Genomic DNA, 19,554 nt, shown 5'->3' on the forward strand with positions numbered 1-19,554 from the left:
TCAGTGACGTTCGTCATCCGAGCCTCCTTCGGCGCACAGCCGGAACCTCCCGTTCCGATTCCGCCGGGAATGCCATGAGCTGCGAAGACGTTGTCCGGTCGGTGGTCGCGCGCCAGGTTCCGTACGGGCACGTTCCACTTGTCGCGCCGCGACATTTAGTCGCGGTGAGACGTTATAGTGGTACGGCCGAACCGGAAGGTCGCGCATCTGTCGAGGGGGGATCGCCGTGACGAGCACGCACGAGTCGACGCGTGCGCAATCCCCCGACCGGCAGGGCAGGCGCACGATGAGCGAGAAGCGCCGCGCCCTGCAGCGGCTGGAGATCTCCCGAGCGGCGGTGCGGCTGTTCCGGGAGCAGGGCGTCGCCGAGACTAGTGGCGAGCAGATCGCCGCCGCGGTGGGCCTGTCGGTGCGCACTCTGTGGCGCTACTTCCGCAACAAGGAGAGCTGCGTTGAACCGCTGCTGAGCCAGGCGGTCGACCGGTTGGTCGACACGCTGAAGGATTGGCCCGAGGGGCAGTCGCTGGAGGAGTACCTGGTCGCGGGCGAACCGCCGGAACACGTGACCGCCGACGCCGAGGCGGCGCTGGCGGTGGTGCGGATGTCTCGCGACGAGCCCGCACTGCGGGCGATCTGGCTGGTCACGCACGAACGCGCGGAGGGAATCCTGGCCGAGCTCATCGCGCAGCGCCTCGACCGCAGCGTCGAGGACCTCGCGGTCCGGGTGCAGGCGGCCACGCTCAACACCGCCCTGCGGATCACTCTCGAAGATCTCGCGGTCACCGACTGCACCGAGGGCGGCGCGATCGACGACGGCCCGAGCAGGCTCTTCGAGGCGATCCGCGCGGCCACGCACGGCGTTCTCGGCAGTCAAACCATGTGACGGGGCGATCGGCCCCGAAATCCAGAACTTCGCCGTTCGGCGCCGATCAACGGTGCTCGAACGGCGCTCGAGCACCAGAAACCGGCCACCACGGCCACGATGCGAGAGGCACTCATGTCCGATACGGCCGCGATCGCCGAACCCGACCGCGCGACCACACCACCGAAGGCGAACCTGCTGCTCGGTGTCCTGGTCACGTCGGCGTTCGTGATGATCCTCAACGAGACGATCCTGAGCGTGGCGCTGCGCCACCTCTCGGTCGATCTGAACGTCAGCACCACGACGGTGCAGTGGCTGACCAGCGGCTTCCTGCTGACCATGGCCGTGGTCATCCCGATGACCGGCTTCCTGCTCGAGCGCTTCACCCCGCGCCAGGTGTTCCTCACCGCGATGAGCCTGTTCACCATCGGCACCCTGATCAGCGGGTTGGCGCCGGGCTTCGCGATGCTGCTGGTCGGGCGCGTGGTGCAGGCGGGCGGCACGGCGGTGATGATCCCGCTGCTGATGACCTCGGTCATGCGCTTGATCCCGCCGGAGCGCCGCGGGGCGACGATGGGCACCATCACCATCGTCATCGCGGTCGCCCCCGCGCTCGGCCCGACGATCGGCGGGGCGGTGCTCAACTGGCTCAGCTGGCGCTGGATGTTCTTCATCGTGCTGCCGCTGGCGGTCATCGCCTGGGGCATCGGGTTCGCCTACATGAAGCTGGACAGCGAAACCCGTTCGGTCCCGCTGGATCTGCTGTCCGTGCTGCTGTCGGCGATCGGCTTCGGCGGTCTGCTCTACGGCTTGTCGTCCATCGGTGAGTCCGGTGGCGGCGGGCTGGTTCCGCCGTGGGCGCCGATCGTGGTCGGTGCGATCTCGCTGGTCGTGTTCGTGACCAGGCAGCTGCGCCTGCAGCGGGACGACCGGGCGCTGCTGGACCTGCGTCCGTTCACCCACCGGCCGTTCGTGATCGCGCTGGTGCTGGCGGTGCTGCTGTTCATGTGCCTGCTGGGCGCCGCGGCGGTCCTGCTGCCGCTGTACCTGCAGACGGTGATCAAGGTCAGCACCTTCGTCAGCGGCCTGGCGGTGCTTCCGGGTGGTCTGCTGATGGGTCTGATGGGTCGCCCGGTCGGGCGCCTGTTCGACAAGTTCGGCGCGCGGCCGCTGGTGATCCCGGGATCGGCGGCGATGGCCGTTTCGCTGTGGCTGTTCACCACGCTGGGCCCGGACTCCTCGGTCTACACCGTGGTCGGCTTCCACATGCTGCTGATGGTCGGGCTGGGCCTGATGATGACGCCGCTGATGACCGAGTCGCTGAGCATCCTGCCGGATCACCTGTACTCGCACGGCAGCGCCATCCTGGCGACGCTGCAGCAGGTCGCGGGCGCCTTCGGCACGGCGGTGTTCGTCACCGTCGCCGCGCTGTTCAGCAACGGCCCGCCCGGCGTGCCGGACTCGTCGGGTCTGCAGACGTCCTTCATCGTCGCGGGCTTCATCGGTCTGGCCGCCTTCGCGACCTCGCTGTTCGTCCGCAAGTCCAGCGGTGCGACGGCCGAGGCCCCGGCCGTCCACTGATCGCGTGACGAGAACGACGCCCCCGCCGGGCTCGGCGGGGGCGTCGTCGTATCCGCGCCGAGCACCGGCGGGTCATTGCTCGCTCTTGAGGATCTCGTAGCAGTCGCCGCAGCTGGGAAAGTGGATCCAGTCGAGTTCGCTCGGCCGGGCGAGCGCGACCTGCTCGCCGCACACCGCTGAATCGGCCGGCCGCCCGTCCCAGCGGGGTCCGCGGAAGGCGTGCCGCACGCCGCCGCGCTCGTTCTCGTTGGTCACCGGAAGCCAGAAGTGGCGCGCCGCGCGTGCGATCGTCATCTCGAGAGTTCCCTTCCCTGCTGGGCCCGCTGTTGTGATGCAAGGTAGCGAACTGCAATTGCACCTAGCCATTACCCAAATGGGTCACTTGCTTGATCGGGTGACCTCGTCCACGGCATGATCTCGAGCCATGTCCAACACGTGGCCTGCTGTGCGACGAGTCCAGGTCGGCTTGATCCTGCGCGCGTTGCGCGAGCGCTCCGGTGTGAAGCAGAAGGAGATCAACGACCGCCTGGACTGGTACGTCGGCAAGCTCCAGAAGGTCGAGCGCGGCGACCTCACGGTTTCGGCCGCCGAGGTCAACGAGCTGGTGCGGCTCTTCGAGGTCGATGACGCGGCCGAAGCCGAACGGCTCCGCTCGCTCGCCAAGGAGGCCCGCAGGCGCGACCAGCCCGCGCGGGTGCCCGACTGGGCAGCGACCTACGTAGCACTGGAAGGCGCGGCTGCGGAGGTCAAGCATTATGACCCCGAGGTCGTCCCGACGATCTTGCAGACTGAGTATTACGCGCGGGCAATACTGTCCAACCCGCTCGACGACACCCAAGACGTCGAGCCCGCGGTGGGGGAGCGCATGGCGCGTGCCGAGCGCGTGCTCGCCGAAGGCGGCCCCGAGGTGTGGTGCGTGGTCGGCGAGGCGGTGCTCCATCGCCGCGTCGGTGGTGCATCCGTGTTGCGCGATCAGCTGCAGCACTTGCGCAAGGCGGCGGCGCGGCCGAACGTCACCTTGCAGATCCTGCCGTTCGAGGTGGGCGAGCACGTCGCGCTCGGCTCTTCGTTCCGGCTGCTGCGGCTCGCGGAACCCGAAGCGACCTACGTCTACCTGGAAGGTCTGACGAGCGGGGACTACCTGGACAAGCCCGCCCACACCGACCGATACCTCACCGCTTTCGATAGGCTGCGCATGGTCGCAGCATCCGACCGGGTGACCGTGCAGATGCTCGACCGCAGGATCAAGGAGCTGGCCTAGTGGAGTGGTGATCATGGCCCCGACCTCGCCCGTCTCGGGTTGGCGCAAGTCGAGCTTCAGCCAGGGGGCGGAGAACTGCGTGGAGGTCGGCCGGAGCGCCGAAGGCGCGGCCGTGCGCGACACCAAGGACCGTGCCGCCGGGTTCATCGCTGTCGACGGCGAGCAGTGGGGCGCGTTCGTCGGTGCGATCAAGAACGGCCGCTTCGAGCACTGAGCTTCGGCGAACGCAGGAGCCGAGCTATCGGCTCGTCGGCAACCGCCGTTCGTAGCCGAGGAGATCGGCGAGCCGCGCGAGGCCGCCGAACACCGCGTGCTGCAACCAGGTGGGGATTCCCGCGAGATAGCCGTCCTGGCTGCGCCAGAGCAAGCCCAGTACCAGCGGGTTGCGCGGGATTCCGGCGGTCGTGGTGCGGCCCGAGACGTCCAGCGCGTGCCAGAGTTCGAACATTCTGCGGTGATTCAGCGGTGGCCGGATCTCGTGGTCGATGACGACGTCCGGAGTCTCGGAGCCGAACTCGTGGACTTGCCGGGCCCCGGCGAACGCGGATTCGCCGGGGCCCGCGGCGATCTCCCGGCCGTCGATGCGGAAGCGCAGCCGGCCCCGCCGGACCGTCCAGCGTTCGGTGATCACCGGGTGCCAATGCGGACCGGCCTGCCGCGCGGCGACCGGGAGGTGGTGCTCGATGCGCAGGTACGGGCCGCGCTCGTCGGTCCCCTCGGCGAGGAAGCGGACGGTGCGGCCGTCGCGGAACACGAGCGGATCGCTCATGACCTTCGCTCCCTTCGCGCCGGATGCCAAGACCCCACGGTAACCGCGCAGCCCGGTTCGAAGAAGCGGGCGAGTGCCGACCCCCGGCGGGCGGCGCTCGCGTGAAAGACGAGAACGCCTCCACCGGAGTGATTTCCGGTGGAGGCGTTCTCCGCTCCCCCTATTTGCGCGAGCGCAGGAGCTTGGTGAAGGACTTGGCGTCCTTGGCGGGGGAGTGCAGCGCGCCGGCCGCGGCATCGTCCATCAAGGCGTCGACCGTCTCGCTCGCGCAAGTCCGGTTCGCGCCGATACCGCCGGACGCGCCGCGCTTGGCCCAGCCCACCACGTACGTGCCGGGTTCCACGCGACCGCCGGTGTTGGTGATGGTGCCGGTGGTCTCGTCGAAGGGAAGCTGCGGGATCGCTACCCCTCGGCTGCCCACCGACCACATGACCAGTCCTGACTCCACCTCGACGTGATCGTCGCCGTCGGCGATGCGGATCCCGCGGACCTGCGCGTCGCCGGATACCTCGGCCGGGGGCGACGCGAACCGCAGCACCAGGCGGCGTTCCTCGGGCACCGCGTCCCAGGAGATCTCGGAGATCGGCAGGTCGCGCAGCAGCGCGGCGGTCGAGCCGTCCTCGGCGGCGGCGATCGTCGTCGCCGCGTCGCCGTGGGCGTCGACGACCATCCGATCGCCCAGCGTCTGCCGCAGTCCCAGCAGCTCCGAGCGGGTGTAGGCCGCCCGGTCCGGCCCGCGGCGGGCGAGCAGCACGACCTCGCGGACCTTGCTCTCGCGCAGCGCCGCGAGCGCGTGCTCGGAGATCTCGGTACCGGTCAGCTCTTTCGGGTCGGTCAGCAGCAGGCGCGCGGCGTCCAGCGCCACGTTGCCGTTGCCGACGATGACCACGCGCTCGGCGGAGAGGTCGATCGCATCGGCGGGGATGTCCGGGTGGCCGTTGCACCAGCTGACGAACTCCCGGGCCGCCAGCGTGCCGGGCAGATCCTCACCCGGGATCCCCGGCTTGCGGTGACCGGGTGCGCCGACCGCGTAGACCACCGCGTTGAAGTGCTCCTTCAAATCGGCGTGGCTGACCTCGCGCCCCACCTCGACGCCGAGCCGCAGCCGCACCCGCGGGTGCTCGTAGTTGGTGGCGAAGGTGTTGCCGATCCGCTTCGTGCTCGGGTGATCCGGTGCGACGCCGAACTTCACCAGCCCGCCCGGTTCGGTCATCCGGTCGAGCACGGTGATCTCGGCATCGGTGGAGCGCAGCAGCGACTGGATCGCGTACCCCGCCGCCGGGCCGGTGCCGACCACCGCGACCCGCGGCGCCGCGGCCTGAGCCGGCAGCGACCGCGGGAAGCGCGGATGTCCCCAGGAGTGGTCCTGGTCCACCTCGGAGAAGTGCTGCGCGTTCAACTCGATGTGCACGGCCTGCGAGCCGGTGAGGTGATCGATCGGGAAGATCGCTTCCACCGGGCACGCGTCCGCGCACGCCCCGCAGCCGATGCAGGCGCGCGGGTCGATGTAGAGCCGGTCGGTGGTGCCGAAATCCGGTTCATCCGGGGTGGGGTGGATGCAGTTGACCGGACACACCGACACGCATGTGGCGTCCGCGCAACAGGATTGCGTGATCGCGTACGTCATTTCGCCCGCTTCAGATCATGTGCACGCGCCGGTACAGCGCGATGGCGGGACGGGTGAGCAGACCCGCTTCGGACAGGAACTCCATCAGGCCGGCCGATGCGTTGCGCATCATCGACTTGCGGTGCTCGCTGGCGGCCACCGCGGCGACGGCGCACTTCGGGTCCAGGCCGACCGACTTGTAGACCTTCGGGCTGACCAGGCTGGAGACGATGACGTAGGCGACGGCCGCGATCAGGAAGGCACTGGTCTGGCGCTTGATCTTGCCGACCGACTGCATGTGCTCGCGGACTTCCTCGCGCGCGAACTTCATGTGCCGCGACTCCTCGACCACGTGGATCTTGGAGCTGGTGCGCACGATGTCGAGGACGTTCTCCCCGCGCATCCAGTCGCGCTGCATGACGTCGAGGACTTCCTCGGCCACCAGGCCGGCACCGTAGGCGACCTCCCCGGTCGCGGTGCTCTTGAACGCCCGAGCCAGCTCCACGACGGTCCTCGGCGGGAAGTAGGCGGGCACCTCCAGCCGCTGGCAGATGCGCGCGAACATGATCGAGTGCCTGCACTCGTCGGCGATCTCGGTGAGCGCGAACTGGAACTCCGACTGAGCCGGGTCCTTCACGTACTGATCCCGCAGGATCATCTGCTGCAGGATCATCTCGAACCAGATGCCGGTGCTCATGATCGAGCAGACTTCGTGCCTGGTCAACGTGATCCGCTGCTGTTCGGTGAGTTCATCCCACAGCGGCGTGCCGTACAGCGTGCTCCACTCCGGGTTGAGCCCGTAGTGGTCAGCAGGCAACGGCGCGTCCCAGTCGATCTCCTTCATGGGGTCGTAGGACAGCGTCTCGGACGATTCCAGCAGGCGGCGGGAGAAATCCGGCCCGAGGTCCTGCTCTGCACTGACGGCAGTCATTGCGCACCTCCGCACTTCGTCGTACTCGGAGTAACGGTAACAGACTGTACCCCATAGTCGAGCGGGTTCGGCAGGGTGTTTTTCGCGGCCGATAGAATCAGTGGGTGACTGCATCGGCGACACCTCAGGTAGATGGCAGGAGCGCGCGTTGGGCGGGGCACCGCGAACGCCGCAGAGGTGAGCTGATCGACGCGGCCGTGCGGGCGATCGCCAAGCACGGGCCCGAGGTCTCGGTCGAGCAGATGGGCGAGGAAGCCGGGGTCGCGCGCACCCGGCTGTACAAGTACTTCAACGACGCCGCGGACCTCGGAGGTGCGATCGCCGACCGCGCGGCGGAGATGATCACTACGGAGATGGCCGCCGTGTTCAGCGTCAAGGCCACTCCGCTCGAGCTGACCCGCAGCGCCATCGGCGCGCACATCAGCTGGCTTACCGAGCACGGCGATCTCTACCGCTACCTGACGATGCACGCGCTCTCCAGCGGGCAGCACGCGATCAGCGACGTGAAGACGGTCATCGCCCGTCAGCTGGTGGAGGTCTTCGAGTTCTACCTGCGCACCTTCGGCGCGGAACCCGTGCCCGTGCTGAACCCGCTCGCCCACGGGATCGTCGGCATGGTCGAGTCCAGCACCAACAACTGGCTCGACGCCCCGGGCGAGGTCACCGCCGAGCAGCTGTCCGAATGGCTCACGGACTGGACCTGGACCCTCCTGGACCAGACCCTCCGCAGTCACGGCCTGGAGATCGACCCGGAAGCCCCGTTACCGGTGGCCGAAGGCTCCTGACCCAGGCCGCGTGACAGTTTTGCCTAAAACTGCCCGGGCGCAACGGACATGATCATGCGACAGTTTTAGGCAAAACTGTTACGCGGACGACCCGAGCGGCCCCGGTGCGCGGGGCCTTCGGGCGTCAGTGCTGCTTCTCGGCTTCCTTGGCCGCCTTGCGCTCCTTGACGCGCTGCTCCTCGCGCAGGGCGTTGACCCGGGTGGCGCGCTCGTGCTGGAGCCACTCCGGGTTCTCGTCCTTGATCGCGTTGATCTGCTCGGTGGTCAGCGGCTCGGTGAGGTCGTTGCGAGCCAGGCCGCTGGTGGAGATCCCGAGCTTCTGAGCGACCACCGGACGCGGGTGCGGGCCGTTGCGCCGCAGCTCGCGCAGCCACTCCGGCGGATCGGTCTGCAACGCGTTGAGCTCGTCGCGCGAGACGACACCCTCCTGGAACTCGGCGGGTGTGGCTTCGAGGTAGACACCCAGCTTCTTGGCCGCAGTGGCGGGCTTCATCGTCTGGATGGACTTTCGCGACGTCATGCGTCCCAGCGTAACGGCCGACTCCGCCCGGTAGTCTGGGCAGGTGACCGAGTCGGAAGCCGCCCGCACCTTCGCTCTCGCCTACGTCCCTGGCGTGACCCCGGACAAATGGGTCCGCAGGTGGAACGAACGCGAGCCGCACGTGCCGCTCGACCTGGTCAACAGCGCCAACGACGAGGCCGAGGGACTGGTCCGCGACGGCACGGCCGACGCTGCGCTGCTGCGACTGCCGATCGACCGGACCGGTGTGCACGCCATCCCGCTCTACACCGAGAAGACCGTCGTCGTGGCGCCCAAGGAGCACCTGATCGCCGCGGCCGACGAGCTCACGCCCGCCGACCTGGACGAGGAGATCGTCCAGCACCCCCTCGACGACCCGCTCGACTGGGGCGCGGTGGACCGGGAGGGCCCGCCTGGGCTGCCCGCCATCGAGCGCCCGGCCACCACCGGGGACGCGATCCAGCTGGTGGCCGCGGGCGTGGGCGTGCTGATCGTGCCGCAGTCGGTGGCCCGGCTGCATCACCGCAAGGACCTCATCCATCGGCCGATCGAGGAGCTGCCCGAGTCGGAGGTGGCGCTGGCCTGGCTCGTCCGGGACGAGACGCCCGAGCTGATGGAGCAGTTCATCGGCGTCGTCCGCGGCCGCACCCCCAACAGCACCCGCGGCAAGCAGCGGGAGCAGCCCGCCAAGAAGCAGCGCAAGCAGGCGAATCCCCAGGGCGGCAGGTCTCAGGGCGGCAAGACCCAGGGTGCGAAGAAGCCGGGCGGCAAGGCACCGGGTGGCGGGCGCGGCGGGCCGCGCCCGGGCGGGCGCCGCAGCCCCCGCCGCCGGTAGTTCGACCCGGTGCGTGGGATCGTGGACCGAAGTTGACCAGGCCTGCGATCGGACACCGGAATTGCCTGCACGTTTCGAGGAACTCGACTGGCGCGAGACCCCGATCGGGGTGATCAGCCTGCGGCGGCGGCTCGATCCGACGCTCGGCGTGCAGGTGCACGAGGTCAAGCTCGACGACGAGTACCTGATGTCGAGCCTGTTCACGGTCGCCGAGATCGAACTCGCCCGCTTGGGTCTCGCGCAGGTGCCCGATGCCGATCTCGACGTCGTGGTCGGCGGTCTCGGCCTGGGTTACACGGCGCAGGCCGTGCTCGCGGAGTCCAGGGTGCGGTCGCTGACCGTGGTCGAGGGCCTCGGCGAGGTCATCGAGTGGCATCGCCGAGGGCTGCTACCGCTCGGCGAGGAGCTCACCGCGGATCCGCGCAACAGCTTCGTGCACGGTGACTTCTTCGCCATGGCGCTGGGGGAGCGCGGCTTCGACGCGGAGAAGCCCGGGCGGCGCGTCGACGCGATCCTGGTCGACATCGACCACTCGCCGAGGCACACGCTCGACTCCGGGCACGCCGAGTTCTACACGCCCGACGGGCTGCGCCGCCTGGCCGCTCACCTCAAGCCCGGTGGTGTGTTCGCCCTGTGGTCCGACGACCCGCCGGACGAGGAGTTCAAGACGGCCCTCGGCGAGGTCTTCGGTGACGTGCGGGACCACTCGGTGTTCTTCGCCAACCCCTACGGCGGTCCGGAGTCGGCGAACACCATCTACACGGCCCGGCTCGTTGCTTGAAGCGTCACGGTTTTTCGCTTCAGTTGAACCAATCCACATTCGCGTTTTGTGTATCGATCCAGTGATCGCCTGACCGGGACTCGGCACAGTGGACGGCGTCGACCAGGGATGACTCCCGATGATGCGGCGGGTCGCTGCGCGCAGTCTTGATCCAGAATGCTGCGAAGAATTGCGCGAATCCTCGCTCGGGTTGGTTCAATTACTCCGAAAAGCGGATGTGCCGCCGGTGGTTGTAATATAGCGGGAAGAGCGAACCAATTCGGGTTTTTCCACTGGTTCGTGACACCGCGTTAGCGAGCGTGTCGACGCTGTGACGTGCAGGTTCACGCCCACGTCGCCGCGTGTTCGACCAGTTACGCCACGTCGTCGACAACGGTGCGTGTCGATCTCTGCTCGTTTAGTGAGAATAGTGTCGCGGGTCTCAATCGCTTTTCTTTTCCCGGCGCCGCCTGGATTGTCGATTGCGAAATTGAGACCGAGTTGTGATCCCCCCGATCTGATCTCGAGATCCCCCGAATTGATCTCGAATTGGAGGTCATCTTTATGCGACGCCTCAAGCCTGCGGTTCTCCCGCTTGGCCTGGCAGCCGCAACTCTGAGCGTTGTCGCGCTGGCGAACGCCGAGTCCCCCGAAGACGGCGCCAGCGCAGCCTCGCCTCAGCCGGTCGCGGCCTCCGCCCCGGCATCGGCCCCGGACCCCGCCCCGGCCGCCCCGAAGGCCCTCGCCCCCGCTCCTGCGCCGGCCCCGGTTCAGCAACAGGCTCCGCAGACCGCCCCGGCCATCGCCCCCGCGCAGGTCGACGAGGTCCCGGTCGTCAAGAAGCCCGAGCCGAAGAAGTTCGAGCCGCAGCAGACGGTCAAGACCCTGCCGGTCGACTTCCAGGAGCAGGTCACCAGCTACTGGTGCGGCCCGGCCGCCGCGCGCATCGCGCTGTCCAGCGTGACCGACGCCCTGCCCGGCCAGGCCGACCTGGCCAGTGCGCTGGGCACCACCACCAACGGCACCGACCACATCCGCCAGATCACCGACTTCATGAACCACGCCCTGGCCGACAAGGGCGCTGAGTACAAGACGGTCGACTGGGGAGGCAAGCCGCTCACCGACGGCATGAAGCAGCAGTTGTGGCAGGACACGGTCAAGGACGTCGACAAGGGCAAGGCCCTGGTCGCCAACATCGTGGCCGCGCCCGGCAACCAGCCGCCGAACTACCCGTCGACCCAGACGATCTACCACTACGTGTCGATCGTGGGTTACGACGCTCAGAACAAGACGGTCCAGGTCGCCGACCCGGCGGGCTTCGGCGGCCAGCAGACCTACTGGCTGAGCCTGGACCAGGCCGCGAGCCTGATCCAGCCGAAGGGCTACTCCCACTGATCGCTGGTTGAAGCCCGCATTCTCTCGCCGCTGCGCGGTGGTGGAGCCGCCCCCGACTTCCACCCCGCGCGGCGGCGAGTTCCACTTCCGGCCGCCGAACCCACCACGCACGAGGGCGCTACCTCGGGTGCGGTGCGTTCGGCGGCCGGTTTTGGTCGATCGACTTCGGCGGTGCCGCTGAGCGCGCCTCACCCGGGCGCGTCCGCCGCCGGTGTTCACCCGGGCGTGCCCGTAGTGTGTTGCCGGACCGGCGGGTTGGTCGCACTCTGGATTGGTCAGAGCACCGGCGGAGCGGGTGGGACCTCATGGGTTATTCCGATGACTCGATCGGGGCTGCCGCTGGTTCCCGGTTGCAGCGGGCGCTGGCGCAGCGCTCGGGCGCCGCGGACGTGGCCGTGTTCACCCTCGACCGCGAGGGGCGGGTGAACAGCTGGAACCCGGACGCGGAGCAGCTCAAGGGCTATTCGGCCGACGAGGTGCTGGGCAGGCACTTCTCGATGTTCTACCCGCCGGACTACGCGCCCGAGTACCCCGATATGGAGCTGGCCAGCGCAGCCGAAGCGGGCGTGCACGTCGAAGAGGGCTGGCGGGTCCACCGCGACGGGAGCCGCTTCTGGGCCTACATCGTCATCGCCGCCCAGCGCGATGAGCGCGGCGAGGTCATCGGCTTCATCAAGGTCGTGCGCGACGACACCGCGGTGCACCTGCGCCAGGAGCGCTCGGCCAAGCGGTTCTCCGATCTGCTCGATCTCGCCCCGGTCGGCGTCGGCCTGATCGACGAGGGCGGCAGGATCCACGAGGTCAACAAGGCCCTCGGCGAGCTGATCGGCACGACCCGCGCCGATCTGCTCGGCACCCCCGTCGTGGACCTGCTGCACCCGGACGACGATCACGGCGACTTCGCCGCTCGCAACAGCGGACGCGCCACCCCGCACACCCTGATGCGTCGCGATGGCAGCGCTGTGCACTGCGAGGTCTCCGAGGTCACCTCGGTGCAGGACGACGGTCGGCGGTTCCGGTTGCTGGTCTTCCAGGACGTCACCTCGCGGGTCCGCGAGACCGAGATGCTGCAGTACCAGGCCACGCACGATCCGCAGAGCGGGCTGCTGAACCTGCGGGGCATCGAGCCGCTGCTGCTGGAGGCGACCGCCGAGACCGCGGTGCTGCTGTGCGACCTGGACGACTTCAAGCGGATCAACGACGCGTTCGGCCGCGGCGGGGGAGACGAGGTGATGGCGCAGGTCGCGCGCAACCTCGCCGAGGCGGACCTGCCTGGGTGCACGGTCGCGCGCCTGCCCGGGGACGAGTTCCTGATCGTGTGCCCGAAGGCAGCCGAAGCTGGTGGACTGGCCAAGCTCGCCGACGAGGCCTCGCGGGTGCTGCACCTGATCGCCACGGTGCGCGGAATACCGGTTCAGATCACCGCCTCGATCGGCGCGGCGATGCCGCCCGCCGAGGGCATCATCGGTGATGATCTGCTGCGCTACGCGGAGGCGGCGATGTACCGGGCCAAGGAGCACGGCCGCCAGCAGGTGGTGCTGGCGACCGACGCCTCCGCGGGGGAGATCAACGCCAGGCTGCGGCTGGAGGGCGACCTCGCCGTGGCGCTGCGCACCGACGGGCTGGAGCTCTACTACCAGCCGATCGTCGACGCTTCGGGTACCACGGTCACGGCCGAGGCCCTGGTTCGCTGGCCGCATCCGGGGCAGGGACTGCTGTCCCCGGCGGTGATCATGCCGCTCGTCGAGCAGCTGGGGCTGGTGGAGGAGCTCGATCGCTGGGTGCTCTACACCGGTCTGCGGCAGGCGGCCCGCTGGCCCGCGACCGCCGCAGGACCGATCCGGGTGTCGATCAACCTCAGTCCTTGGGCGGCGGGCGACCCGGAGTTCCTCAACTCGGTCGCCGAGGTCGTCGCCGAGCTGGAGTTCCCGGCCCCGCGCCTGATACTCGAGGTCACCGAGATCTCTTTGGTCGAGCTGTCCGCCGCGACGCTGCGCGCGATGCGGCACCTGATCGACCTCGGGATCACCATCGCCATCGACGACTTCGGCGCCGGTTACTCGTCGTTGGCGCGCCTGAAGGACCTCCCGGCGGCGACGATCAAACTCGACCGCCAGTTCGTGGCGGGCATCGAGGACCACGAGGTCGACCGCGCGATCATTCGCTCCACGGTCGACATGGCGCACGCCACCAGCCGCCGCTGCGTGGTCGAAGGCGTGGAGACCGAGGTGCAGTTCCGCATGCTCCAGGAGCTCGAGGTGGACGCCTACCAGGGGTTCCTGTTCTCCCGGCCGTTGCCCGACGCCGATCTCCGGGCGTTCATCGAGTCCCCACCCCGGCGAGGATGAGGCGTCGCCCGCGCGGGGATGCCGAGAGCGAGGCCAGCCCGCAGCCGCCGGAGGCACGGGTAAACTCGTTGTGGCGGCTAACGGCAGGGCGCCGAAGCATAAACCGGGGAGGAAGCACCCATGGGAGCACTCAGCGCGTGGCACTGGCTGATCGTCCTCGTGGCGGTCTTGCTGTTGTTCGGCTCGGCCAAGTTGCCGCAGATGGCCCGCTCCCTCGGGCAGTCCGCCCGCGTCCTCAAGGCCGAGGCCCGCGGCCTCAAGGAGGACGAAGCCGCCGCCAACGAGAACCGGAAGACCGAGGGCGGCTGATTCCCGCCCCGATCGGCGGGAATCAGCGAGTCGCGCGGCTCAGCCCCGACACCAGGCCCAGCAGCGACAGCCCCAGTGCGGGCACCGCGACCGCCCAGGGCGCGGACTCGGCGTAGGGCAGCGCGCCGGCGAGCATCGCACCCCACTCCGCGGAGTCGTGCGGTGCGGCCAGGCCGAGGAAGCCCAGCCCGGCCAGCGCGAGCGCGTTGTGCGGTACGCGGACCAGCGCGTGCCGCAGCAGCGGCGGCAGGATCGCGGGCAGCACGTGGCGCAGCAGGATCCGTCCGCGCCCGGCCCCGAGCGCCCGCGCCGCGCGCACGAACCCGGCGGCGCGGACCTCGGCCGCGAGCGTGCGGGCGTGCACGGCCAGCGGGATCCAGGCCACCGCGCACACCGCCGTGGCCGCGCCCAGCAGGCCGGGCCCGGCAACGGCGGCGGCGATGATGCCCGCCAGCACGGGTGGCACCGCGTTGAGCACTTCGGCCGCTCCCGCCAGCCCGCGCGTGCGGGACGCGCCCACGAGCAGTCCCAGCGCGAGGGCGATCGCGCTGATGGCCAGCGACGCCCCGACGCTGAGCAGCGCGCCGTGCCCGAACCTGGCCAGCAGATCGCGGCCCAGCGCGTCGGTGCCGAGCGGGGAGGCGCTCGACGGCGGTTGCAGGCGCTCGCCCAGCGCGATCGCGCTCGGATCCCGCAGCAGGCCCGCCACGACCAGCGCGGTCAGCAGCGCTGCCACGGCCAGCGCCCAGCGCGGGTGATCGCTGCCGCCGGTAGCGCTCGGGGTCAGGGCACCGTCGCGCATCGCCGGTCCCAGCAATCTGCGGTGCGCGAGCATCCCGGCCGCGCCCAGGCCCAGCCCGATCAGCGCGAGCAGGGCCACGCAGGCCTGCACCACCGGTAAGTCCTGGGCCAGCACCGCTTGCAGCGCGGTGCCGCCGAGGCCGGGGATGGCGAACAGCGCCTCCACCACGATGCCGGAGCCGAGCAGCCCCACGAACAACAGCACCAGCTGCGGCAGGGCCACCGCCACCGCGCGCCGCAGCACCGCCGCCGCCGTGGCCGAGCGGCGGAACCCGGCCGCTCGCCAGGTCCGCACCCACGGTTCGGTCAGCGTCGCGTCGATGGCACCGGAGAGCACGCGGCTGAGCACCCCGGCGGCGGGCAGCCCCAAGGCGAGCGCGGGCAGCGGCACGTTCGCCGGACCGGACCAGCCGGACGTCGGCGCGATTCCCAGGTGCACGGCCACGACGGTCAGCAGCGCCGTCGCCACGAGGAACTCGGGCAGCGCCGCCAGCAGCGCACCCGCGGCGAGCGCGCCGCCGCCGACCCCGGCACCGGAATCGGCGGCCCGGCGCAAGCTCGGCGCGAGCAGCAGCAGGGCGCAGATCAGGCACACGGCGGCAGCGGACACCGCCAGGGTCACCGAGATGCCCAGCGGTTGCGCGATCGACTGGGCGACCGGAGACCCGGTGACCCACGATCGCCCGAGGTCACCGTGCGCGGCATCCGCCAGCCACCCGAGCGCACCGCTGACCGGGTCGTCCGGGATGCCCGCGTCGCGCCGGACCGCGGCCAGCACCGCCGGGTCGAGCTCGCGCTCGGCGGAGCGGGCGCGCAGCACGGTCTGCGCGGGATCGTCCCCGCCGAGCCACGGCAGCGACCCGACGAGCAGCGCCAGTCCGGTCACCGAACCGAGCGCGATCACGAGCCCGCGGGTCGCCGCGAGCGCGTTCGGCAGCGGAGCCGTCATGTGCCCGGCGTGGTCGTCGCGGTGATCAGCTCGCGCTCGTAGCTGTCCTCGGCGATACCGGTCACGCCGGGGGCGAGCCCGATGCGCGCGCGCTCGTGTACCAGCGGCACCACCGCGTCGGTTTCCAGCAACCGCCCGGAGATCCGCACCGCGGCCTGCTGGCGCTGCCGCACCTCGGCCCGCCGGGCTCGCTCGACGGCGGCGTCGATGGCCGGATCGCACAGCTGCGAGAGGTTGTAGGAGCCCGCGCAGGTCCAGTCGGCCCGGAGGTAGCTGACCGGGTCGCCGGTGTCCTGCGCGTACGAGCGCGCGCCGACGACCAGGTCGAAAGCGCCGCGCAGCAGCTCGGATTCGAGCGTGGAGTACTCCTGCACCCGCACTTCGCGCACGTCGAACCCGGCGCTGCGCAGGTTCTCGGCGAGCACCGAGGCGATTTCGGGCAGTTCGGGGCGTTCGTCGTAGGTGGCGATGCGCACCGGGCGGCCGTTCGGTGCCGCCGGTGGCGTCTCGTGCCGAGGTGCGCGAGCGGCGTTCGCCCACGGGCTGGCCGGGCCGAACAGTCCGCGGGCCGCGTCGGCGTGTCCGGAGTAGACGCCCGAGGCGAGTTGCGCGGGATCGATCGCCTCCCGCGCTGCCGCGCGCATCGCCGGGTCGGCGAACGTGCCGCTGCTGGTGTTGAGGTGAGCGCTGACCACGCGCGGCAGCGGCAGTTCCACGACCTCCTGCTCGGAGATGGTGGGCAGCTGCGACACCGGGACGGTGTCGATGACGTCCAGTTCACCGGCGCGCAGTGCGTTGGCCCGTGCCGTCCCGTCGGAGATGAAGCGGGCGTCGACGCCCGCGGCCTTCGGTGCTCCGCCCCAGTACCGGTCGTTGGCCCGCAGCGTGGCGCCGGCCGTGCCCTGCACGTCTTCCAGCACGTACGGCCCGGTACCGGTGCGGATCGGGTCCGGGGCCTTCGGGTTCTCCCGGTAAGCGGCGGGGGAGAGGATCGCCATGTTCGGCGAGGTCAGCCGCTGCGCCAGGACGGGATCCGGCACACCGGTGGAGACCTCGAGCGTCCGCTCGCCGGTGGCCACCGCGCGCAGCTGCACGTCGTCCAGGGAGCGCGGCGGGGTCGTGGCCTGCGCGGCGTGCCGCAACGCGTTCGCGGCGTGCTCGGCGGTCAGCGGGGTCCCGTCGTGGAAGGTCATCCCGGGACGCAACGTCATCCGCAGCGTGTCCGGGTGCGGTCGCGTCCAGCTCTCGGCCAGGCCCGGTTCGGCCGTTCCGTCCTGGCCCAGCACGGTCAGCGTCTCGGTGGCCCCGAGCTTGCTCAGCAGCAGTGCGTCGTCGCTGTAGACCGACATCGCGGCGGTGGGCGGGAAGGACAGCGCCACACCGATCCGGTCGGGCGCGCCGGTGCCCGTCGTGCCGGCGAAGCAGCCGGACAGCAGCAGCAAACCGGACAGCACCGCGGATAATCGCGCGATCTTCGAGCGCATGCGGGGCAGACCTCCTGAACGTCGTCGTGGAACTCGGGTCGTTTCCGCTCGTGGCCGAACGGAGTTTCGGTCGGGCTAGCGGGGACGTGCGGGCAACCGGCGGGCGAGGGCCAGCAGGGTGAGTCCGCTCAGCGCGGGCAGCGCGGCCAGCGCCAGCCACGGCAGCGCGGCGAGCGGGCCGGGGTGTGCGGCGAGGTCGAGCAGACCGCCCGCTGCACCGCTTCCGATCAGCACGGCGACACCGCCCGCAGAGGACAGGAACCCGAAGTGCGAGCCCAGATCCTGCCCGTCGGCCAACCGCGGCACCAGGTCCTGGGCGACCGGGACGGCCAGCATCTGCCCGAGGCTGAGCAGCGACACGAACAGCGCAGCGGGCAGCAGCGCGAAGAGTCCCGGTAGCGGTGGCCACGGCGCCCAGCACGCCACCGCGGCGAACGCCAGGCTCAGCAGGCCGAATCCGAGCGGTAGCGCCCGCGCGGCGCCCAGCCGCGAACGCGCCCACGCGGCCAGCGGCAGCTGGCCGAACACCACCAGCACCGAGGCCAGGGCGAACATCCAGCCCAGCGCGTGCGCGGCGTCCACGCGGCCCAGTTCGACCGGTAGCGCCAGGTAGAGCTGGTTGTAGCTGAGCAGGTAGGCGCTGTAGGCGGCGGCGAAGACCAGGAACGTGCGATTGCGCGCGATGCGCGCCCAACCTGCGAGCAGCGGCCGCCGCTCTTCGCGGGTGCCGTGCGGCAGCATCCGGGCGTGGGCCAGCAGGATGAGCACGAACACCGCGGCCGCGACCGAACACGTCAGTCCGAAGTCGACACCCAGCAGCGCGGCCCCGAGCAGCGGCCCCGTCACCGCACCGATTTCCCCGCACACCGCGAAAAGTCCGAACAGCTCGGTGCGCGTGATGATGCCGCGGCGTTCCAGCTCGGTTCCCTGCGCGGCCAGCGCGGACTCGACGGCGGGGGAGAACAGGGCGGCGGCGAATCCGATGAGGACGGTCCCGCCCAGCACGGTCGGGAAGTCCCCGGCCGATGCCAGCACCGCGAAGCCCAGCACGCGCAGCGCGCATCCGGCCAGCACCGTCGGCCGGATTCCGAAGCGGTCGGCGAGCGCGCCACCGAGCGCGAACATGCCCTGCTGGCTGAAGGTGCGCACGCCCAGCACGATCCCGATCGCCCACCCCGCCATCGCGAGGTCCTCGGCCAGGTGCGTGGCCAGGAACGGGACGACCAGGTAGAAACCGATGTTGAAGGCGAGCTGGGTGAGCAGCAGCAACCGGGCGAGCCCCGGTAACCCGCGGAAGCGGATCAGTAGCGACCAGCGGCGCGCGAACGGCTTCGCGCGGGTGCCGTTGGCGGTCACGGCGACTCCTTCGACGGGGCGATCACACGGCGGGCATCGGGATCTCGAAGTGGATGATCCCGTTGCCGCCGGGCTCGCCCCGCTCGTCGTGCACCTCCTTGGCGAGCTCGCGCCAGAACGGTTCGGCGCCCTCGATCGCGGGGTCGGTGTGCAGGTAGATCGAGTCGTAGGCCCGGCTGTCGGCGATGTGCGCGCAGGCGCGCTCCACCAGTGCCCGCGCCAGCCCGCGGCGGCGGTGCGCCGGGTCGACGTAGACGCGGGCCAGCTGCGCCGCGTCGGCGTAGCGCTCGGCCAGCCACGTCGCGCACGGCGGGCTCTTCGGCCCGCCTGCCCGCACGCCTGCCGTGCCCACGACCCGCTGCCCGTCCACGGCCACGAACAGCGCGTGGCCGGGCCGCTGCAGGTAGGTCTCCCGGATGCCGATCACGTCGGCGTGCCACTGCGGTACGTAGCCGTACCCCATGACCAGGTAGAACGTGTCGAACATGAGCTTGCGGGCACCTTCGACGTCCGCGGGCTGCGCGAGCCGCAGTTCGTAGCCCTCCACCTCGCCAAACCGCTCCCCGGACACCGAGCACCTCCACGCCAGCACGACACGACATCAGCCACGATCAGGCTATAGCAAAGAATGTGCAACAGAGCTGACGAATGGATCACGTCGTGCGGACGCGCCGACGATCAGGCGGTGGCCCGGTTGGGCTGCGCTTCTCGGGTGGCCTCCGATGCGGTGCAGGCGGTGAGCAGGCCCTCGGCCAGCTCCAGGATCGCTTCGGCCTCGGCCGGGTCGCCGCTGTCGAGCGCGGTGTTGACCGCGGTCTCCACCAGCAGGTCCTCGACGTTCGTGCGCGGCCTGCGGCGGGCCAGCGGGATCACGCGGTTCTCCGGAATGGCGAATCTCCTCTCGTGCTGCGCGAGCTGCGCGGGAGAGGAGACGCGATCACTTTCCGTGCGGATCCTTGTTCGGCGAGTGATTACCCGAAGGCGTGTAATCCGGTCCCGCCT

Annotated in this window: 20 protein-coding genes; 10 read left to right on the top strand and 10 right to left on the bottom strand. The window is 70.2% G+C overall.

The window, feature by feature from the left end; all coding sequences use genetic code 11:
* Window positions 1-226: 226 nt before the first annotated feature.
* A complete protein-coding gene (locus tag ABD289_RS08720; RefSeq protein WP_344128599.1) occupies window positions 227-883 on the top strand; it encodes a TetR/AcrR family transcriptional regulator in 657 nt (218 codons plus the stop codon).
* Between the two features lie 114 nt (window positions 884-997).
* Window positions 998-2,443, top strand: coding sequence for an MDR family MFS transporter (locus ABD289_RS08725; RefSeq protein ID WP_344129187.1), 1,446 nt, complete (start codon window positions 998-1,000; stop codon window positions 2,441-2,443).
* A gap of 72 nt (window positions 2,444-2,515) precedes the next feature.
* Here ABD289_RS08725 and ABD289_RS08730 read toward each other — a convergent pair whose 3' ends face one another.
* Window positions 2,516-2,737 carry a hypothetical protein gene (locus ABD289_RS08730; protein ID WP_344128601.1) on the bottom strand — a complete coding sequence of 74 codons (222 nt, stop codon included), beginning with the start codon at window positions 2,735-2,737 and terminating at the stop codon, window positions 2,516-2,518.
* 130 nt (window positions 2,738-2,867) lie between these two features.
* Between ABD289_RS08730 and ABD289_RS08735 the strand changes: the two genes are divergently transcribed.
* On the top strand, window positions 2,868-3,704 hold the full coding sequence (locus tag ABD289_RS08735) for a helix-turn-helix domain-containing protein (RefSeq protein WP_344128603.1): 837 nt from the start codon (window positions 2,868-2,870) through the stop codon (window positions 3,702-3,704).
* A gap of 13 nt (window positions 3,705-3,717) precedes the next feature.
* Window positions 3,718-3,918 carry a DUF397 domain-containing protein gene (locus ABD289_RS08740; RefSeq protein ID WP_344128605.1) on the top strand — a complete coding sequence of 67 codons (201 nt, stop codon included), beginning with the start codon at window positions 3,718-3,720 and terminating at the stop codon, window positions 3,916-3,918.
* Window positions 3,919-3,942: 24 nt separating this feature from the next.
* Here the strand turns inward: ABD289_RS08740 and ABD289_RS08745 are convergent, their stop codons facing one another.
* The 3 genes from ABD289_RS08745 to ABD289_RS08755 all read right to left on the bottom strand — a co-directional run bounded on the left by ABD289_RS08745 (window position 3,943) and on the right by ABD289_RS08755 (window position 7,010).
* Entirely contained in the window at window positions 3,943-4,473 is a 531-nt protein-coding gene (locus ABD289_RS08745; RefSeq protein WP_344128608.1) for a cupin domain-containing protein, read from the bottom strand.
* 160 nt (window positions 4,474-4,633) lie between these two features.
* Window positions 4,634-6,055, bottom strand: a complete 1,422-nt coding sequence (locus tag ABD289_RS08750) for a 4Fe-4S binding protein (protein ID WP_344128610.1) — start codon at window positions 6,053-6,055, stop codon at window positions 4,634-4,636.
* 55 nt (window positions 6,056-6,110) lie between these two features.
* Complete coding sequence (locus ABD289_RS08755) at window positions 6,111-7,010, bottom strand: AurF N-oxygenase family protein (protein ID WP_344128612.1); 900 nt, start codon at window positions 7,008-7,010, stop codon at window positions 6,111-6,113.
* Between the two features lie 104 nt (window positions 7,011-7,114).
* Here ABD289_RS08755 and ABD289_RS08760 point away from each other — a divergent pair, with 104 nt between their 5' ends.
* The gene (locus tag ABD289_RS08760) at window positions 7,115-7,795 is read left to right on the top strand and encodes a TetR/AcrR family transcriptional regulator (RefSeq protein ID WP_344128614.1); all 681 of its coding nucleotides are present in this window, start codon (window positions 7,115-7,117) and stop codon (window positions 7,793-7,795) included.
* 124 nt (window positions 7,796-7,919) lie between these two features.
* On the opposite strand, the gene ABD289_RS08765 is transcribed toward ABD289_RS08760, so the two are convergent.
* The gene (locus ABD289_RS08765; protein WP_344128616.1) at window positions 7,920-8,315 is read right to left on the bottom strand and encodes a DUF5997 family protein; all 396 of its coding nucleotides are present in this window, start codon (window positions 8,313-8,315) and stop codon (window positions 7,920-7,922) included.
* Window positions 8,316-8,358: 43 nt separating this feature from the next.
* Between ABD289_RS08765 and ABD289_RS08770 the strand changes: the two genes are divergently transcribed.
* From ABD289_RS08770 to tatA, 5 genes are all read left to right on the top strand, one after another.
* On the top strand, window positions 8,359-9,150 hold the full coding sequence (locus tag ABD289_RS08770; RefSeq protein ID WP_344128619.1) for a substrate-binding domain-containing protein: 792 nt from the start codon (window positions 8,359-8,361) through the stop codon (window positions 9,148-9,150).
* Window positions 9,151-9,211: 61 nt separating this feature from the next.
* Complete coding sequence (locus tag ABD289_RS08775) at window positions 9,212-9,931, top strand: polyamine aminopropyltransferase (RefSeq protein ID WP_344128621.1); 720 nt, start codon at window positions 9,212-9,214, stop codon at window positions 9,929-9,931.
* Window positions 9,932-10,474: 543 nt separating this feature from the next.
* Window positions 10,475-11,305: a C39 family peptidase gene (locus ABD289_RS08780; protein WP_344128623.1), complete on the top strand. Its 831-nt coding sequence runs from the start codon at window positions 10,475-10,477 to the stop codon at window positions 11,303-11,305.
* A gap of 305 nt (window positions 11,306-11,610) precedes the next feature.
* Window positions 11,611-13,653: a putative bifunctional diguanylate cyclase/phosphodiesterase gene (locus ABD289_RS08785; RefSeq protein ID WP_344128625.1), complete on the top strand. Its 2,043-nt coding sequence runs from the start codon at window positions 11,611-11,613 to the stop codon at window positions 13,651-13,653.
* Window positions 13,654-13,773: 120 nt separating this feature from the next.
* Window positions 13,774-13,962 (top strand): Sec-independent protein translocase subunit TatA, encoded by a 189-nt coding sequence (tatA, locus tag ABD289_RS08790; RefSeq protein WP_344128627.1) that lies wholly within the window; start codon window positions 13,774-13,776, stop codon window positions 13,960-13,962.
* Between the two features lie 22 nt (window positions 13,963-13,984).
* Here the strand turns inward: tatA and ABD289_RS08795 are convergent, their stop codons facing one another.
* From ABD289_RS08795 to ABD289_RS08815, 5 genes are all read right to left on the bottom strand, one after another.
* Window positions 13,985-15,712: an ABC transporter permease subunit gene (locus ABD289_RS08795; RefSeq protein WP_344128629.1), complete on the bottom strand. Its 1,728-nt coding sequence runs from the start codon at window positions 15,710-15,712 to the stop codon at window positions 13,985-13,987.
* Window positions 15,709-17,196 carry an ABC transporter substrate-binding protein gene (locus ABD289_RS08800; protein ID WP_344128631.1) on the bottom strand — a complete coding sequence of 496 codons (1,488 nt, stop codon included), beginning with the start codon at window positions 17,194-17,196 and terminating at the stop codon, window positions 15,709-15,711. Before ABD289_RS08800 ends, ABD289_RS08795 begins: the two co-directional genes overlap by 4 nt.
* Window positions 17,197-17,271: 75 nt before the next feature.
* Window positions 17,272-18,552 (bottom strand): MFS transporter, encoded by a 1,281-nt coding sequence (locus ABD289_RS08805; protein ID WP_344128633.1) that lies wholly within the window; start codon window positions 18,550-18,552, stop codon window positions 17,272-17,274.
* A gap of 22 nt (window positions 18,553-18,574) precedes the next feature.
* Window positions 18,575-19,123: a GNAT family N-acetyltransferase gene (locus ABD289_RS08810; RefSeq protein WP_344128635.1), complete on the bottom strand. Its 549-nt coding sequence runs from the start codon at window positions 19,121-19,123 to the stop codon at window positions 18,575-18,577.
* A 107-nt stretch (window positions 19,124-19,230) separates the two neighbouring features.
* A complete protein-coding gene (locus ABD289_RS08815; RefSeq protein WP_344128637.1) occupies window positions 19,231-19,425 on the bottom strand; it encodes a hypothetical protein in 195 nt (64 codons plus the stop codon).
* Window positions 19,426-19,554: the final 129 nt, after the last annotated feature.

Origin of the sequence: Saccharopolyspora halophila (genome assembly GCF_039531955.1) — a bacterium.
GTDB lineage: Bacteria > Actinomycetota > Actinomycetes > Mycobacteriales > Pseudonocardiaceae > Saccharopolyspora > Saccharopolyspora halophila.

What these genes read in the sequence shown, in the direction of transcription:
- ABD289_RS08765 (WP_344128616.1), bottom strand. Translation starts at nt 8,315, where the DNA reads ATGACGTCGCGAAAGTCCATCCAGACGATGAAGCCCGCCACTGCGGCC.
- ABD289_RS08785 (WP_344128625.1), top strand. Translation starts at nt 11,611, where the DNA reads ATGGGTTATTCCGATGACTCGATCGGGGCTGCCGCTGGTTCCCGGTTG.
- ABD289_RS08755 (WP_344128612.1), bottom strand. Translation starts at nt 7,010, where the DNA reads ATGACTGCCGTCAGTGCAGAGCAGGACCTCGGGCCGGATTTCTCCCGC.
- ABD289_RS08795 (WP_344128629.1), bottom strand. Translation starts at nt 15,712, where the DNA reads ATGACGGCTCCGCTGCCGAACGCGCTCGCGGCGACCCGCGGGCTCGTG.
- ABD289_RS08725 (WP_344129187.1), top strand. Translation starts at nt 998, where the DNA reads ATGTCCGATACGGCCGCGATCGCCGAACCCGACCGCGCGACCACACCA.
- ABD289_RS08730 (WP_344128601.1), bottom strand. Translation starts at nt 2,737, where the DNA reads ATGACGATCGCACGCGCGGCGCGCCACTTCTGGCTTCCGGTGACCAAC.
- ABD289_RS08735 (WP_344128603.1), top strand. Translation starts at nt 2,868, where the DNA reads ATGTCCAACACGTGGCCTGCTGTGCGACGAGTCCAGGTCGGCTTGATC.
- ABD289_RS08800 (WP_344128631.1), bottom strand. Translation starts at nt 17,196, where the DNA reads ATGCGCTCGAAGATCGCGCGATTATCCGCGGTGCTGTCCGGTTTGCTG.
- tatA (WP_344128627.1), top strand. Translation starts at nt 13,774, where the DNA reads ATGGGAGCACTCAGCGCGTGGCACTGGCTGATCGTCCTCGTGGCGGTC.
- ABD289_RS08745 (WP_344128608.1), bottom strand. Translation starts at nt 4,473, where the DNA reads ATGAGCGATCCGCTCGTGTTCCGCGACGGCCGCACCGTCCGCTTCCTC.
- ABD289_RS08740 (WP_344128605.1), top strand. Translation starts at nt 3,718, where the DNA reads ATGGCCCCGACCTCGCCCGTCTCGGGTTGGCGCAAGTCGAGCTTCAGC.
- ABD289_RS08780 (WP_344128623.1), top strand. Translation starts at nt 10,475, where the DNA reads ATGCGACGCCTCAAGCCTGCGGTTCTCCCGCTTGGCCTGGCAGCCGCA.